The following is a 13133-nucleotide window of genomic DNA, read 5'->3' on the forward strand; positions in this document are numbered from 1 at the left end:
ACCGACGATGCAATCGCACAGCAGCGCAGCGAACACCACCAGTGCGCCGTCCTCGACGGCACCACAGCAATACCTGACCTTTCTGTTGGGCACGGAGATGTTCGGCCTGGGCATTCTCGGCATCAAGGAAATCATCGAGTACCGCGCACCCACCGACGTGCCGATGATGCCGCCGGCCCTGCGCGGGGTGATCAACCTGCGCGGCGCGGTGGTGCCGGTGGTGGATCTGCAGCAACGCTTCGGCCGCAGCGCCAGCGCAATCACCAAGCGCAGCTGCATCGTGATCGTGGAGATCGCCCATGGCGGTACGCAGCAGGTGCTCGGCTTGCTGGTGGATGCGGTCAGCGAAGTGCTGGACATCGCGCCCGACGACATCGCCGGCGCGCCCAGCTTCGGCGCCGGCATCGCCCGCGATTTCATCCACGCCATGGCCAAGATCGGCGAGCGCTTCGTGATCCTGCTCGATGCCGATGCCGTGCTGAGCAACGACACCCTCGCCAAGCTTCCTGTCGCCGAGCTGGCGGCCTGACATGCTCCGCATGCACGCAAGGACTCCCATGCGCCCCACCCTTCTCTCCTGCAGCTGCGCGCTGGACGGCCCGGTGTTGGTCGTCGACGACAGCGTGGTCCAGCGCGAGCATGCGATGGCGCTATGCCGCCAACTCGGCGCCGTTGCGGTCGACGGCGCGGTGGATGGCCACGCCGCGCTGGCCTGGTTGAGCAGCGCCATCGCGCCATCGCTGCTGCTGATCGATCTGGAAATGCCGGGCATGGACGGCGTGCAGCTGCTCGACGCACTGGCACGCGGCAAGTACAGCGTGCCGGTGATCGTGGTGTCGCAACGCGGTAGCGCCTTGATCGATGCGGTGATGCAGCTCAGCCGCAGCGCCGGCGTACGCGTGCTCGGCGGTATCGAAAAACCGATGCATCTGCAGGATCTGGCCACTGTGCTGGAGTGCGAACCCGAGCCCGCAGCTGGCGCAGCGGCGTTTGCACCGCCCGCGATGTCGCCGCTGATGTCCAGCGGTGGCGCGGCCGCGTCGCGCCTGGACCGTGCGATGCGCCGCGGCGAAATTCGTGTGGCCTACCAACCCAAACTCGATCTCAAGGATGGCCGGCTGCGCGGTGTGGAAGCGCTCGCGCGCTGGCGCCGCCCGCAAGGCGACATGATCGGGCCGGACCGCTTCATTCCGCTGGCCGAACGCGAAGGCTTGATCCATGCATTGACCCAGCAGGTGATCGACAAGGCGATTGCGCAATTGGTGGACTGGCGTGCAGAAGGATTCCAGCTGACGCTGGCATTGAACCTGTCGCCCAACCTGCTCAGCGAGCAGGATTTTCTCGAACAGCTGTGCGCCAAGCTGAGCGACAACGGCCTGAGCCCGGCCGATCTGGTGCTGGAACTCACCGAAAGCGCCATCGTGGAGCCGGCCAATGCCTTGAGCATGCTGGCACGACTGCGTCTGCATGGCTTCGGTCTGTCGATCGACGATTACGGCACCGGTTTCTCCTCGCTGCAGCGCCTGGCCAGTATTCCGTTCACCGAACTCAAACTGGATCGCAGCTTCGTGCATGCCGCGCATCGCAGCCGCAGCCAGCGCACCGTGCTCGAATCCACATTGGAACTGGCGCACCGGCTTGAACTCACCGCCGTGGCCGAAGGCGTGGAAACACCCGAGGACTGGCGCCTGCTGCGCGAGCTCGGCTGCGATCTGGCGCAAGGCTATCTGATGGGCTCGCCGATGCCCGGGCCGATGCTGTCGGAATGGTGGCGCGAACACGCCGTGCGCATCGCGCGCCTGAGCGACAGCGCGCTGGCCAGCGATGCGGATGTCGCCTGAGCCATGAGCACCGCCACCGCCATCACCGAACAGGAATTCGGCCGCTTCCAGCGCTTCATCTTCGAAGCGGCTGGCATCAGCATTTCCTCCGGCAAAAAAGCCATGTTGTGCGGCCGCCTGGGCAAGCGCCTGCGCGAACATCAGTTCAGCAACTACACGCAGTACCTGCAGTTGCTGGAAAGCCGGCAGGACCGCGCCGAGATCCAGACCGCGATCGACCTGCTGACCACCAACGAAACCTATTTTTTTCGCGAGCCCAAGCACTTCGAGCTGCTGCGCAAGCTGGCCGGCGACCATCGTGGCGGTCTGCCGTTCCGGTGCTGGAGCGCAGCCAGCTCCAGCGGCGAAGAGGCCTACAGCATGGCGATGGTGCTGGACGACACCTTGCAAGGCCGCCCGTTCGAGGTGGTCGGCAGCGACATCAGCACCCGCGTGCTGGCCAAGGCGCGCACCGGGCATTACGCCTTGCAACGCATCGACGGCATTCCGCAGGCGTATCTCAAACGCTATTGCCTGCGTGGTCAGGGCGAGTACGACGGCACCTTGCTGGTGGAACGCCGGCTGCGCGATCGGGTGAAGTTCGTGCACGCCAACCTCAATACCGCGTTACCGGCGCTGGGTAGCTTCGATGCGATCTTCCTGCGCAACGTCATGATCTATTTCAATGGCCAGACCAAGCGCGAGGTGATCCTGCGCGTGCTGTCCAATCTCAAATCGGGCGGGCATTTCTGCATCGGCCATTCGGAAAGCCTGAGCGAACTCGACATCGATCTGGTCCAGGTGGCACCCTCGATTTTCCGCAAGGCCTGAGCCAAGGATCGCCCGTGTCGACAGCCTTCAACCGCCCCGCCGCCAGCCCGGCTGCCAACACCAAGACCATCAAGGCCATGGTCGTCGACGACTCGGCGGTGGTGCGCCAGGTGCTGGTGAGCGTGCTCAACGACGCGACCGACATCGAGGTCATCTCGACTGCGGCCGACCCGCTGCTGGCGATCGAGAAGATGCGCAAGCAATGGCCGGACGTGATCGTGCTGGATGTGGAAATGCCGCGCATGGACGGCATCACCTTCCTGCGCAAGATCATGAGCGAGCGGCCCACCCCGGTGGTGATCTGCTCCACGCTCACCGAAAAAGGCGCGCGCGTCACGATGGATGCGCTGGCCGCCGGCGCGGTGGCGGTGGTGACCAAGCCGCGACTGGGGCTCAAGCAATTCCTCACCGATTCGGCCGACGAACTGGTCAATACCGTGCGCAGCGCCGCACGCGCCAACGTCAAACGGCTGGCCGCGCGCGTCACTGTGGTGCCGTTGGAAGCGGAGGTCAAGCACACCGCCGATGTGATCCTGCCGGCGCAGAGCGGGCGCGCGCTGGCGCAGACCACCGAGCGCATCGTCGCCATCGGCACCTCCACCGGCGGCACCCAGGCGCTGGAAGAAGTGCTAACCGCGTTGCCGCGTGTCTGCCCCGGCATCGTGATCGTGCAGCACATGCCGGAGAAATTCACCGCCGCCTTTGCCGCGCGCCTCAATGGCCTGTGCCAGATCGCAGTGAAAGAAGCCGCCAACAACGATCGGGTAATGCCGGGCCGCGCGTTGATCGCACCCGGCGGCAAGCACCTGCTGCTGCGCCGCAGTGGCGCGCAGTACTTCGTCGAGGTCATGGAAGGCCCGCCGGTCAACCGCCATCGTCCCTCGGTGGATGTGCTGTTTCGCTCGGCCGCACGCGCCGCCGGCAGCAATGCGCTGGGCATCATCATGACCGGCATGGGCGACGATGGCGCCGCCGGGCTGCTGGAAATGCGTCAGGCCGGCGCACGCACCGTGGCACAGGACGAACACACCAGCATCGTGTTCGGCATGCCCAAGGAAGCGATCAAACGCGGCGGCGCCGAGCGCATTCTTCCGCTAGGCGCGATGGCGCGCGAGATCGTGACGCAGCTGCAGTAACGCGCTGCGCGAAGAGCACTGGCGTTACAACTGCGACTCCAACGGCAACCAGCCCATCACTGTCGCTGCGCCACGCCGCCACACGCTCGCTGCCGGCTCTTGCGACCACACCTCGGGCGGTTGCGCCGCATCGTCGTGCCAGCGCAGCTCGCCCTGGTCCAGGGTCACGCGATAACTCAGCGCTGCACTGATCTTGTGGCTGTACAAGCGTTCCAACTCTGCGGTCACAGTGCGGTCGTCGAACAGCAAACCCATCTCGGTATTGAGGTTCATCGAGCGCGGATCGAGGTTGAACGAACCGATAAAGCCACTGCTGTCGTCCACCACAAACGCCTTGGTATGCAGGCTGGCACCGCTGGACCCGAACAGGCTGCCGTCCGGCTTGCCCATCGGCTTGAGCTCGTGCAGGCGCACGCCTTGCGTGAGCAAGGGCACGCGGTAATCGGCGTAGCCGCTGTGCACGGCAACGACATCATTGGCAGCCAGGGAGTTGGTCAACACGCTGACGCGCACATTGCGCCGACGCAACTCGCCGATCCAGCGCATGCCTTCTTCACCCGGCACGAAATACGGCGAAATCACTTTCAATTCGCGCTGGGCGTGCGCCATCTCGCCGATCAAGGTCGGCGTCATCCAGTCTGCCTGCGGCGGTGCGCCCTCGGCCTTTTCCGGCGGATCGGAGACGATGCGCGCCCGATCCAGCCAATGCACCTTGCGCTCGCCCTGCGTCAACGCCTGCACGCTGGGCGATTGACGCAGCCGCTCCACGTAGGGATGCGCGCGTGCCGATTCCAGGCCGGCATCCAGACTGCCGCGCAACGCATCCAGTGCCTGCGGCTTGGCCGTCACCAGCGCAGCCAGCGGCAGCGCATTGGGGCTGTTCCAGTACGCATCGAACACCTGCTCGGCCTGGCCCACTGCCGGCCCCATCACTGCCGCGTCCATGTCCATGAAGTTGGTGTCGCGCGCCGCGTCGAAATACTCGTCGCCCACATTGCGGCCACCCACCACCGCGATGCGGCCATCGGCGATCCAGGCCTTGTTGTGCATGCGCCGATTGATGCTGAACATGCGCAGCACCATCTCCACGCCGCGCATCAATGTGCCTTCCCGCGCACGGGTGGGATTGAACAAGCGGATCTCGATCAACGGATGACTGTCCAGTGCTGCCAGCACCGAATCGCTGCCGTGGATGTTCATGTCGTCCAGCAGCAGGCGCACGCGCACGCCGCGATCGGCCGCGTGCAGCAATTCGTTGTGCAACAGGTTGCCGGTGAAGTCCGCATGCCAGATGTAATACTGCAGATCCAGGCTGCGCCCGGCCGCACGCGCGGTGAGCGCGCGTACCGCAAACGCATCGATATTGTCGGGCAGGATCACCATGCCGGTTTGATCGGCATGCGCCTGCTGCAGCGGCGCGACGACTTGATCGATCGGCGTCGCCAATGCGGTAGCTGGCAACGCATGACTCGCCGGGCCACGCTGGCGATCGGCAAAGCGGCCGTAACCGTACAGCGACAGCACGCTACCCAGCACGAGCACCAGCGCCCCGATGCCGATCCATTTGAAGATGTGTCGCTTTGTCACTGCCGGCCCCGTATTGCAGAGCGCGGCAGTCTAGACGCTGCACATGCATGTCGATGTGCAGACGCAAGCGCACAAGCGAGCTCGACAAACCCCGCAAAAACAGCGGGTTTCCGGCGAGCGCTGCCGCAACAGTGCTCGCCGGATGCAATCACGTTTACCAGATCGCGACGCGATCCTTGTCTCCACGCACCATCGCATCGCCAGGCTTGCACTGGAATGCCTGCGCAAACGCCGGCATGTTCGACGGCGCACCATTGGCGCGGAAATTGGCCGGCGCATGCGGGTCGGTGTTCAAGCGCACGCGCAATTCGCCATCGGTGAAGTTGCGGCGCCACACCGTGGCCCAGTTCATGAAGAAGCGCTGATCCTGCGTATAGCCATCGATCTGTTTGTTGGCGTCCGGCTGTTCCTTCAACGCCATCTGCAAGGCATCGTAGGCAACGGTCAGGCCACCGAGGTCGCCGATGTTTTCGCCCAAGGTCAGCTTGCCTTTGACGTTGACGCCAGGGATCGCCTCGTAGCCATCGAACTGCGCCACCAGCTGATCGGTGCGCTGAGTGAACAGTTTGCGGTCCGCATCGGTCCACCAGGTATCGAAGTTACCCTTGGCATCGAACTGGCTGCCCGAATCGTCGTAGCCATGCATCATCTCGTGCCCGATCACTGCGCCGATGCCGCCATAGTTCAATGCCGGGTCGGCCTTGGGATCGAAGAACGGCGGCTGCAAAATCGCCGCCGGAAACACGATCTCGTTGCGGGTGGCGTTGTAGTACGCGTTCACCGTTTGCGGGGTCATATGCCACTCGCGCTTGTCGACCGGCTTGCCGATCTTGTCCAGCATGTAGCGATAGTTGAATGCCTGCGCGGCCTGCATATTGGCCAGAAACCCATCGCCACGGGTTTCCAGGCCCGACCAGTCGCGCCACTGATCCGGGTAGCCGATCTTGGGCGTGAAGCTGGCCCATTTTTCCAGTGCGCGCTGCTTGGTTTCCGCGCTCATCCAATCGAGTTTTTCCAGCCGCGCCTTGAGCGCGACGGAGAGGTTCTGCACCAGCTGCTGCATCTGCTCCTTCGACTCGGCAGAGAACGCAGATTGCACATAGAGCTGGCCCAGCGCCTCGCCCATCGCCTCGTTGACCGCGTTCAAGGTGCGCTTCCAGCGCGGCAGCATGTCTTTTTGACCACGCAGCGTCTTGGCGTAGAAATCGAAGTTGGCCTGCTCGAACGGCTTGGCCAGATACGGCGCGGCCTCATCCACGCTGTGGAAACGCAGGTACGCCTTCCAGGTCTCCACCGGCGTGTCGGCCAGCATCGCATCGAGCTCGGCGAAGTAGCCCGGCTGGCTCAACGAGAAGGTCCCTGCCGGCACTTTGAGCGCGCTGAAAAACGCCTGCCAATCGAAGTGCGGCGTCACCGCATTGGCGCCGGCCACATCGACAGGGTTGTAGCGCTTGGCCGGGTCGCGCAGTTCGATGCGCGACAGCGAGGCATCGGCCAGCCGCGTTTCGAACGCCATCACCGCCTTGGCCTGCGTCGCCGCCTGCGCTGACGGAACGCCGGACAATTCCAGCACGCGTGCGATATAGGCCACGTACTGCTCGCGGATCCTGGCCTGCGCCGGATCGGTGTAATAGCCCTTCTCGGGCAGACCCAGACCGCCCTGCCCCGCGTAGGCGATCATCTGCTCGGAATGCTTGTAATCGGCATTGGCGCCGAACGAGAACATGAAGCCCTGGCCCTGCGCATAGCTATTGCGCAACCACGCCGCGATGGCAGGCGCATCGGTCAGCGCGTCGATCGCTTTCAACTGCGGCTGCAGCGGCGTGATGCCGGCCTTGTCGATCGCCGCTTCGTCCGAGCCGGTGCGCCACAGGTCGGCGATCTTGGCATCCACCGAACCGGCCGACAGATTGCCGCGCGCCAGCTGCTCCACCAACGCGTGCTGGATGGTCAAGGAGCGCTCGGCCAGCACTTCGAAACTGCCCCAGCTGGTGCGATCGGACGGCACCGGGTTGGCCTTGAGCCACTTGGCGTTGACGAATCCGTTGAGGTCCTGGCACGCGTTGATGGCCGGATCCAGATCGTTGATGCCGAACGCCACGATCGGCGCATCGAGCTTGGAGACATCCACCCTGGTCGGCGCGGCCTGTGGCGCAGTAAACGCCGGCTTTGCAGCGTCATCGGATTTGCCGCATGCCGACAGCATCGCCGCGATGGCCACCGCAAGCGATAGCGGGGCGAACTTGCTCAACATCATTGAATTCTCCAAGGCACAAGACCGCGTCATGCGCAGTCGAAAAGTAGGCGATCGTCCGAAAGACAACCACGCAAGTCATTGCAGCGAAACCGCGACGCCCTGACGTCAGAGATCGCGCTCTGGGGAAAAATCATCTGTGCGCCATCCAACCGGGCGCTCATGACGCTTTGTCGTCAACCGATCGAACGCTGCCTTCCGGCGCATGACGCGCCATCGAGTGCAGTTACTTGCGTGCGTAAAACGGTGCCATCAACAGGTATACCGGATACGCCAACACCATCAGCACCAGCGCGACCTCATGCCCGGACGCTGCGTCCGCCCAGGATTCCATCTGCCGCGACGGCCCAAACAGCCCGAACGCCAGCAGCAACACCCCAACCACGCAGATCAGCAGCGCCACTCCCATCGCCGAACCGGACACATGGCCATTGGCCAGCACGCCGAACGCACCGCCCCCACCGGCCAACAGCAGCCCCAAGGTCACCAGATACGCGCGGCAGTAGGTGGCACTCATCTGCTGCGTTTTACGTTTGCCGGACATCATGTCTCCCCTGCAAGAACACACGCATGCGGTGCCTGTTCGATCCACGAACAGGCACCGCTCACGTTTCAGACCCGCACGCGTCATCCGACCGCGCGGTGCGAAACCCGCGACGCGCTACGCGCACTGCACGCAGCGCAGCCAGCGAACGCCGTGCTTACTTCGCCTTGCCCTGGTTTGCCACCGCTTCGGCAGCACGCTTGGCCGCTTCCGGGTCGCCCAGGTAACGGAAGCTCTGCACCTGCAGCTCGTCGTCCAGTTCGAACAACAACGGAATGCCGGTCGGGATGTTGAGCTCCAGGATCTGCTCGTTGGAGACGTCATTGAGGTACTTGTACAGCGCGCGCAGCGAGTTGCCGTGCGCGGTCACCAGCACGGTCTGCCCGGCCTTCAACTGCGGGGCGATCGCGTCGTGCCAGTACGGCAGCACGCGCACCAGCGTGGTCGCCAGTGATTCGGTGCCCGGCAATGCGTTGCGATCCAGCGTGGCGTAACGGCGGTCGTGACACGGATGACCCGGATCGTTGACGTCCATCGCCGGCGGCGGAATGTCGTAGGAACGGCGCCAGATCTTGACCTGTTCCTCGCCGTGCTTGGCGGCGGTTTCGGCCTTGTCCAAGCCTTGCAAGCCGCCGTAATGACGCTCGTTGAGGCGCCAGCTCTTGGACACCGGCAGCCAGTCCTGATCGAGTTCCTTCAATGCGCCCTGCAGCGTGTGGATGGCGCGCTTGAGCACCGAGGTGTGGGCTACATCGAACTGCAGGCCCTCGTCCTTCATCAGCTTGCCGGCGGTGGCGGCTTCCTGGCGGCCCTGCTCGGTGAGTTCCACATCCACCCAGCCGGTGAAACGGTTGTCCAGATTCCATTGGCTCTGGCCATGGCGCAGCAGTACGAGTTTGCGGGTCACTCAGGTTCTCCGATGGGGGCCGATCAGTCTGCGATTGTAGCGGCAGCCAGCGCATCGCTGGCGTGCACGAGATCGCTACGTGCGGCGCGCGATGCTGTGACCATGCAAGCGACGAACACTCCCGTCTTTGCCGGTTGGGACGGCAGCATCCTCCAGGCAAGACAGTTGCAACAGCAACTGGCACAGCGCGTGGTGTTGCAGGATCAAGTCAGTACGGCACCGCAGGTGCTGGCCGGTTTCGACGTCGGCTTCGAAGACGATGGCCAGACCACGCGCGCCGCAGCGGTGCTGCTGGATGCGCACACCCTGCTGCCGCTGGAAACGCATGTGGCGCGCTTGCCCACCTCGATGCCGTATGTGCCCGGCCTGCTCAGTTTTCGCGAACTGCCTGCGTTGCTGCAGGCACTGGCCTTGCTCTCGCGCACGCCCGATCTGGTCTTTATCGACGGCCAGGGCATCGCGCATCCACGCAAGCTGGGCATCACCGCGCATTTCGGCGTGGTGACCGGGTTGCCCTGCATCGGTGTAGCCAAGCAGCGCCTGGCCGGCAGCTTTACTGAACCCGGACCCGAACGCGGCGAGCACAGCCCGATCCTGCTCGGCGGCGCGCAGATCGGCTGGGCGCTGCGCAGCAAGCCGCGCTGCAACCCGCTGATCGTCTCGCCCGGGCATCGCGTCTCCATGCAGGGCGCGCTCGCGTGGACACTGCGCACGCTGCGCGCGTATCGCCTGCCCGAGCCCACGCGTCTGGCCGACCGGCTGGCCTCGCGGCGCGGCGAGGTCATGTCTGACGTGCAAGGCGACCTGCTGGGCTGACCGCCGGCGCCGGCAACAACGCGGAACGTACCGTCTTGCCCAACCACTCGGCCGCCATCGCGCGCGCGTGCGAAGCTTGCGCTCTCTTTCGATCGCCACGAGCCGCCGCCATGACCACGATCATCGCTCCACGCGTCCATGACATCGGCGGGCTGGAAGTGCGCCGCGCCGTGCCCACCCTCCAGGCGCGCAGCATCGGCCCGTTCGTGTTCGTCGACCAGATGGGCCCGGCCGTGCTGGAACCGGATCACGGCATCGACGTGCGCCCGCATCCGCATATCGGCCTGGCCACGGTCACCTTCCTGTGGTCCGGCGAGATCGGCCACCGCGACACGCTCGGCTCCGATCAGGTGATTCGCGCCGGCGACGTCAACTGGATGACCGCCGGCCGCGGCATCGCCCATTCCGAACGCACGCCCGGCCCCGAGCGCGCCCGCGAGCATGCATTGCACGGCATGCAGACCTGGGTCGCGCTGCCGCGCTCGGCCGAAGAAACCGCGCCAGCGTTCTACCACCATGCCGCCGCCAGCTTGCCGCAACAACGCCGCGATGGCGCCTTGCTGCGCGTGATCGCCGGGCGTGCCTATGGCGAAGAATCGCCGGTCAAGGTCTTCAGCGATACGCTCAACGTGGCGATCGATCTGGAGGCCGATGCCGAAATCGACCTGGACACCGGCCACCTCGAACGCGCGCTCTACATTCTCGACGGCGATGCGCAACTGGATGGCGCGGATGTTCCTGCCCGCCATCTGATCATTCCCTCGCCCGGCGCGCGCGGACGGCTGCGTGCCAAGACACCGCTCAAGGCGATGCTGCTCGGCGGCGAGCCGTTGGATGGCCCGCGCCACCTGTGGTGGAACTTCGTGTCCAGCTCCAAGGAGCGCATCGAGCAGGCCAAGGACGACTGGCAGGCCGGTCGTTTCGGCAGCATTCCCGGCGACGACAAGGAATTCATTCCATTGCCGGAGACCCCGGCGCCCAAGCCGGTCAATTACCCCTGAAGACAGCGATGCGGGCGCGGCGATACGCCCAAGTCTCGAATCGATCCCGAAGCGCGAGTGCCCCTGCGCACAGCCAATTCCAGCCATGTTTGCGACCACGCTTGAGCTTGCAGACAAAACTGTGGTAGTGATGTCGCTCTAGGTCGGGGGCATGTTGCGTGCGAGGCACAGCCGGGCGGGGAGCGCACGGGCTGTTACGACGACACGCTGGAAGGCATCGCCCCCTGCGCAGTCATCCATCGCCGGGGAACACTTGAATGAAGTCTGCATCCTGCCTTGTCGGCCTGAGCTTGCTGTTGGCCGCCGCCACCGCTTACGCACAAACCTCGCCGGTCTGCCCGCCACTGCCGCCGGCCTCCGGGCTGCAATGGAACGAACTCGCAGGCGCCGACTATCTGGTCTGCAAAGCCGTGACGGCCGACGGTCGCCAGGTCGTGGGCGTCATGCTCACCACCCGCGACCCGGCAATGACGCTGGCACGCGACCGACGCGCGGAAAAAGGCCAGATCCAGCAGGAGGACTTCTACTGGTACAAGCTCGATCTGGGCGGCCGTCAGATGCCTGGCATGGAATCGCGCCGCGTCACCGTGGTCGAGCTGGGCAAGAAGCGCTACGCGCAGCTGTGGATCGACGGCGCCAATACCGAAGAGCTGGCCTTGATGCAGTCGCTGGTGCAGAACATGGATCTGCAGCCGGCCAGCCTGGCGTTACAGCGCTAAACCCACCCGGGCTGCAATCCACGCGGCATGGTGCGCAAGCAGCGATGAGCGATGACCAGCGACGAGCTAACCGGCGCTGATCGGCCGGCCGGGCCGCGTCGCGGACTCTCAGGTTTGGGTTGTTCCAGTGTCTGCCACTGTGCCGGTTTGCAATGCGCTGTCGATCCGCACCTGCCCGGTCAGCAGCCGATGGATCGGGCACTTGTCGGCCACTTCCATCAAGCGCGTGCGCTGATCCTCATCCAGCGCACCGTCGAGCACGATCTCACGCGTGATCACCGTGCCCGCAGCGCCGCGCTGGGTGTAATGCAAATGCACGTGCACCGCCGTCAGCGGCCACTGCTTGCGCGCCGCCACCATCGACACCGTGATCGCAGTGCAGGCACCCAACGCGCCCAACACCTGCGACTCGGGATCCGGCCCGGCGTCGGCACCGCCGTTGGCCGGCTGGGTATCGCCGCTCCAGGTGTGCTGACCATCGTGGATGCTCACGGTGTACGGCACTGCGCCGGTGCTGACGCTGACGGGTCTGTCACTCATGACGCTCTCCCACGGCGGCTCGAGCGGGCCGGTTCAAAACCGACCCTCCTGGAAATCGACGAAGGCCTGCATCAATTCCTGCTTGGTATTCATCACGAACGGGCCGTGCCGCATCACCGGCTCGTTGAGCGGGCGGCCCGCGACCAGGATCAGCTGCGCACCCTCGGCACCGGCGTGCAGCGTCAAACGCTCGCCACCGCCCAGCACCGCCAGTTCCTGTGCCGGCAGCGCGCGCGCCGCATCGCCCTCGCCCACCGTCACCGCGCCTTCGAAGGCATACGCGAATGCGTTGTGCCCGCTGGGCAGCACGTAGTCCCAGCTGACGTTCGGTGCCAGTGCGATATCCAGATACAGCGGGTCGGTGGCGGGTTGCACGATCGGCCCGCGCACCTCGCCGACGGTTCCGGCGATCACCTTGACCGTCACACCGGGCGCCGGCTGCGCGACCGGAATGTTCTCCGGTGCGTATTCCTGATACTTGGGCTCGGTCATCTTGTCGCGCGCCGGCAGATTTACCCACAGCTGAAAGCCGCGCATGCGCCCGGATTCCTGCTCGGGCATTTCCGAATGGATCAGCCCGCGCCCGGCGGTCATCCACTGCACGCTGCCCGGGGTCAGCAGGCCCTCGTTGCCGTGGTTGTCCTTGTGCCGCATGCGGCCGTCGAGCATGTAGGTCACCGTCTCGAAGCCGCGATGCGGGTGGCTGGGAAACCCGGCCAGATAGTCTTCGGCCTTGTCGGTGCCGAACTCGTCCAGCATCAGAAACGGGTCCAGGTCCGGCAGCTGCTGGGTGCCGATCACGCGGGTCAGCTTGACCCCGGCTCCGTCGGAGGTGGGCATGCCGCGAATCGTGCGCAGCACTTGGACTGCTGCGGTGGTGGAGGTGGCGCTCATCGAACTCTCCCTGTGCGGATTGAATAGCCTCACATGATGGATGCGCGCGACAGGCGTCCCAACCGCAGCCGGCGCAACCGATCG

General features: G+C 65.0%; 13 protein-coding genes. 7 read left to right on the top strand and 6 right to left on the bottom strand.

Features of this window, described 5'->3' with window-relative positions:
• Positions 1-7: 7 nt before the first annotated feature.
• From NMB96_RS21490 to NMB96_RS21505, 4 genes are read left to right on the top strand one after another with little or no spacing between them, the layout of a single operon-like run.
• Entirely contained in the window at positions 8-529 is a 522-nt protein-coding gene (locus NMB96_RS21490; RefSeq protein WP_023904564.1) for a chemotaxis protein CheW, read from the top strand.
• 28 nt (positions 530-557) lie between these two features.
• Positions 558-1841: an EAL domain-containing response regulator gene (locus tag NMB96_RS21495; RefSeq protein WP_255085651.1), complete on the top strand. Its 1284-nt coding sequence runs from the start codon at positions 558-560 to the stop codon at positions 1839-1841.
• Between the two features lie 3 nt (positions 1842-1844).
• The gene (locus NMB96_RS21500) at positions 1845-2651 is read left to right on the top strand and encodes a CheR family methyltransferase (RefSeq protein WP_255085652.1); all 807 of its coding nucleotides are present in this window, start codon (positions 1845-1847) and stop codon (positions 2649-2651) included.
• Positions 2648-3787, top strand: a complete 1140-nt coding sequence (locus NMB96_RS21505) for a protein-glutamate methylesterase/protein-glutamine glutaminase (protein WP_043889323.1) — start codon at positions 2648-2650, stop codon at positions 3785-3787. The genes NMB96_RS21500 and NMB96_RS21505 overlap by 4 nt, the downstream gene beginning before the upstream one ends.
• A gap of 24 nt (positions 3788-3811) precedes the next feature.
• Here NMB96_RS21505 and NMB96_RS21510 read toward each other — a convergent pair whose 3' ends face one another.
• The 4 genes from NMB96_RS21510 to gpmA all read right to left on the bottom strand — a co-directional run bounded on the left by NMB96_RS21510 (position 3812) and on the right by gpmA (position 9079).
• Entirely contained in the window at positions 3812-5374 is a 1563-nt protein-coding gene (locus tag NMB96_RS21510; protein WP_255085653.1) for a phospholipase D family protein, read from the bottom strand.
• 154 nt (positions 5375-5528) lie between these two features.
• Entirely contained in the window at positions 5529-7631 is a 2103-nt protein-coding gene (locus NMB96_RS21515; RefSeq protein WP_255085654.1) for a M13 family metallopeptidase, read from the bottom strand.
• A 223-nt stretch (positions 7632-7854) separates the two neighbouring features.
• Positions 7855-8172 carry a hypothetical protein gene (locus tag NMB96_RS21520; RefSeq protein WP_255085655.1) on the bottom strand — a complete coding sequence of 106 codons (318 nt, stop codon included), beginning with the start codon at positions 8170-8172 and terminating at the stop codon, positions 7855-7857.
• 157 nt (positions 8173-8329) lie between these two features.
• Positions 8330-9079 (bottom strand): 2,3-diphosphoglycerate-dependent phosphoglycerate mutase, encoded by a 750-nt coding sequence (gene gpmA, locus NMB96_RS21525; protein ID WP_023904571.1) that lies wholly within the window; start codon positions 9077-9079, stop codon positions 8330-8332.
• Positions 9080-9181: 102 nt separating this feature from the next.
• Here gpmA and nfi point away from each other — a divergent pair, with 102 nt between their 5' ends.
• The 3 genes from nfi to NMB96_RS21540 all read left to right on the top strand — a co-directional run bounded on the left by nfi (position 9182) and on the right by NMB96_RS21540 (position 11615).
• Complete coding sequence (gene nfi / locus NMB96_RS21530; RefSeq protein ID WP_343237619.1) at positions 9182-9895, top strand: deoxyribonuclease V; 714 nt, start codon at positions 9182-9184, stop codon at positions 9893-9895.
• Positions 9896-10005: 110 nt separating this feature from the next.
• Entirely contained in the window at positions 10006-10896 is an 891-nt protein-coding gene (locus tag NMB96_RS21535; protein ID WP_023904573.1) for a pirin family protein, read from the top strand.
• 257 nt (positions 10897-11153) lie between these two features.
• Positions 11154-11615, top strand: a complete 462-nt coding sequence (locus NMB96_RS21540; protein WP_023904574.1) for a hypothetical protein — start codon at positions 11154-11156, stop codon at positions 11613-11615.
• Between the two features lie 108 nt (positions 11616-11723).
• Here NMB96_RS21540 and NMB96_RS21545 read toward each other — a convergent pair whose 3' ends face one another.
• Positions 11724-12155: an OsmC family protein gene (locus NMB96_RS21545; RefSeq protein WP_023904575.1), complete on the bottom strand. Its 432-nt coding sequence runs from the start codon at positions 12153-12155 to the stop codon at positions 11724-11726.
• 33 nt (positions 12156-12188) lie between these two features.
• Positions 12189-13049, bottom strand: a complete 861-nt coding sequence (locus NMB96_RS21550; protein WP_255085658.1) for a pirin family protein — start codon at positions 13047-13049, stop codon at positions 12189-12191.
• Between the last annotated feature and the right edge of the window lie 84 nt (positions 13050-13133).

Origin of the sequence: Xanthomonas hortorum (genome assembly GCF_024339125.1) — a bacterium.
In the GTDB taxonomy this organism is placed as follows: domain Bacteria; phylum Pseudomonadota; class Gammaproteobacteria; order Xanthomonadales; family Xanthomonadaceae; genus Xanthomonas; species Xanthomonas hortorum.

Bases quoted from the DNA above. Each gene is read 5' to 3' on its own strand.
- NMB96_RS21490 (WP_023904564.1), top strand. From the start codon at position 8: ATGCAATCGCACAGCAGCGCAGCGAACACCACCAGTGCGCCGTCCTCG.
- NMB96_RS21495 (WP_255085651.1), top strand. From the start codon at position 558: ATGCGCCCCACCCTTCTCTCCTGCAGCTGCGCGCTGGACGGCCCGGTG.
- NMB96_RS21500 (WP_255085652.1), top strand. From the start codon at position 1,845: ATGAGCACCGCCACCGCCATCACCGAACAGGAATTCGGCCGCTTCCAG.
- NMB96_RS21515 (WP_255085654.1), bottom strand. From the start codon at position 7,631: ATGATGTTGAGCAAGTTCGCCCCGCTATCGCTTGCGGTGGCCATCGCG.
- NMB96_RS21520 (WP_255085655.1), bottom strand. From the start codon at position 8,172: ATGTCCGGCAAACGTAAAACGCAGCAGATGAGTGCCACCTACTGCCGC.
- nfi (WP_343237619.1), top strand. From the start codon at position 9,182: ATGCAAGCGACGAACACTCCCGTCTTTGCCGGTTGGGACGGCAGCATC.
- NMB96_RS21535 (WP_023904573.1), top strand. From the start codon at position 10,006: ATGACCACGATCATCGCTCCACGCGTCCATGACATCGGCGGGCTGGAA.
- NMB96_RS21540 (WP_023904574.1), top strand. From the start codon at position 11,154: ATGAAGTCTGCATCCTGCCTTGTCGGCCTGAGCTTGCTGTTGGCCGCC.
- NMB96_RS21545 (WP_023904575.1), bottom strand. From the start codon at position 12,155: ATGAGTGACAGACCCGTCAGCGTCAGCACCGGCGCAGTGCCGTACACC.
- NMB96_RS21550 (WP_255085658.1), bottom strand. From the start codon at position 13,049: ATGAGCGCCACCTCCACCACCGCAGCAGTCCAAGTGCTGCGCACGATT.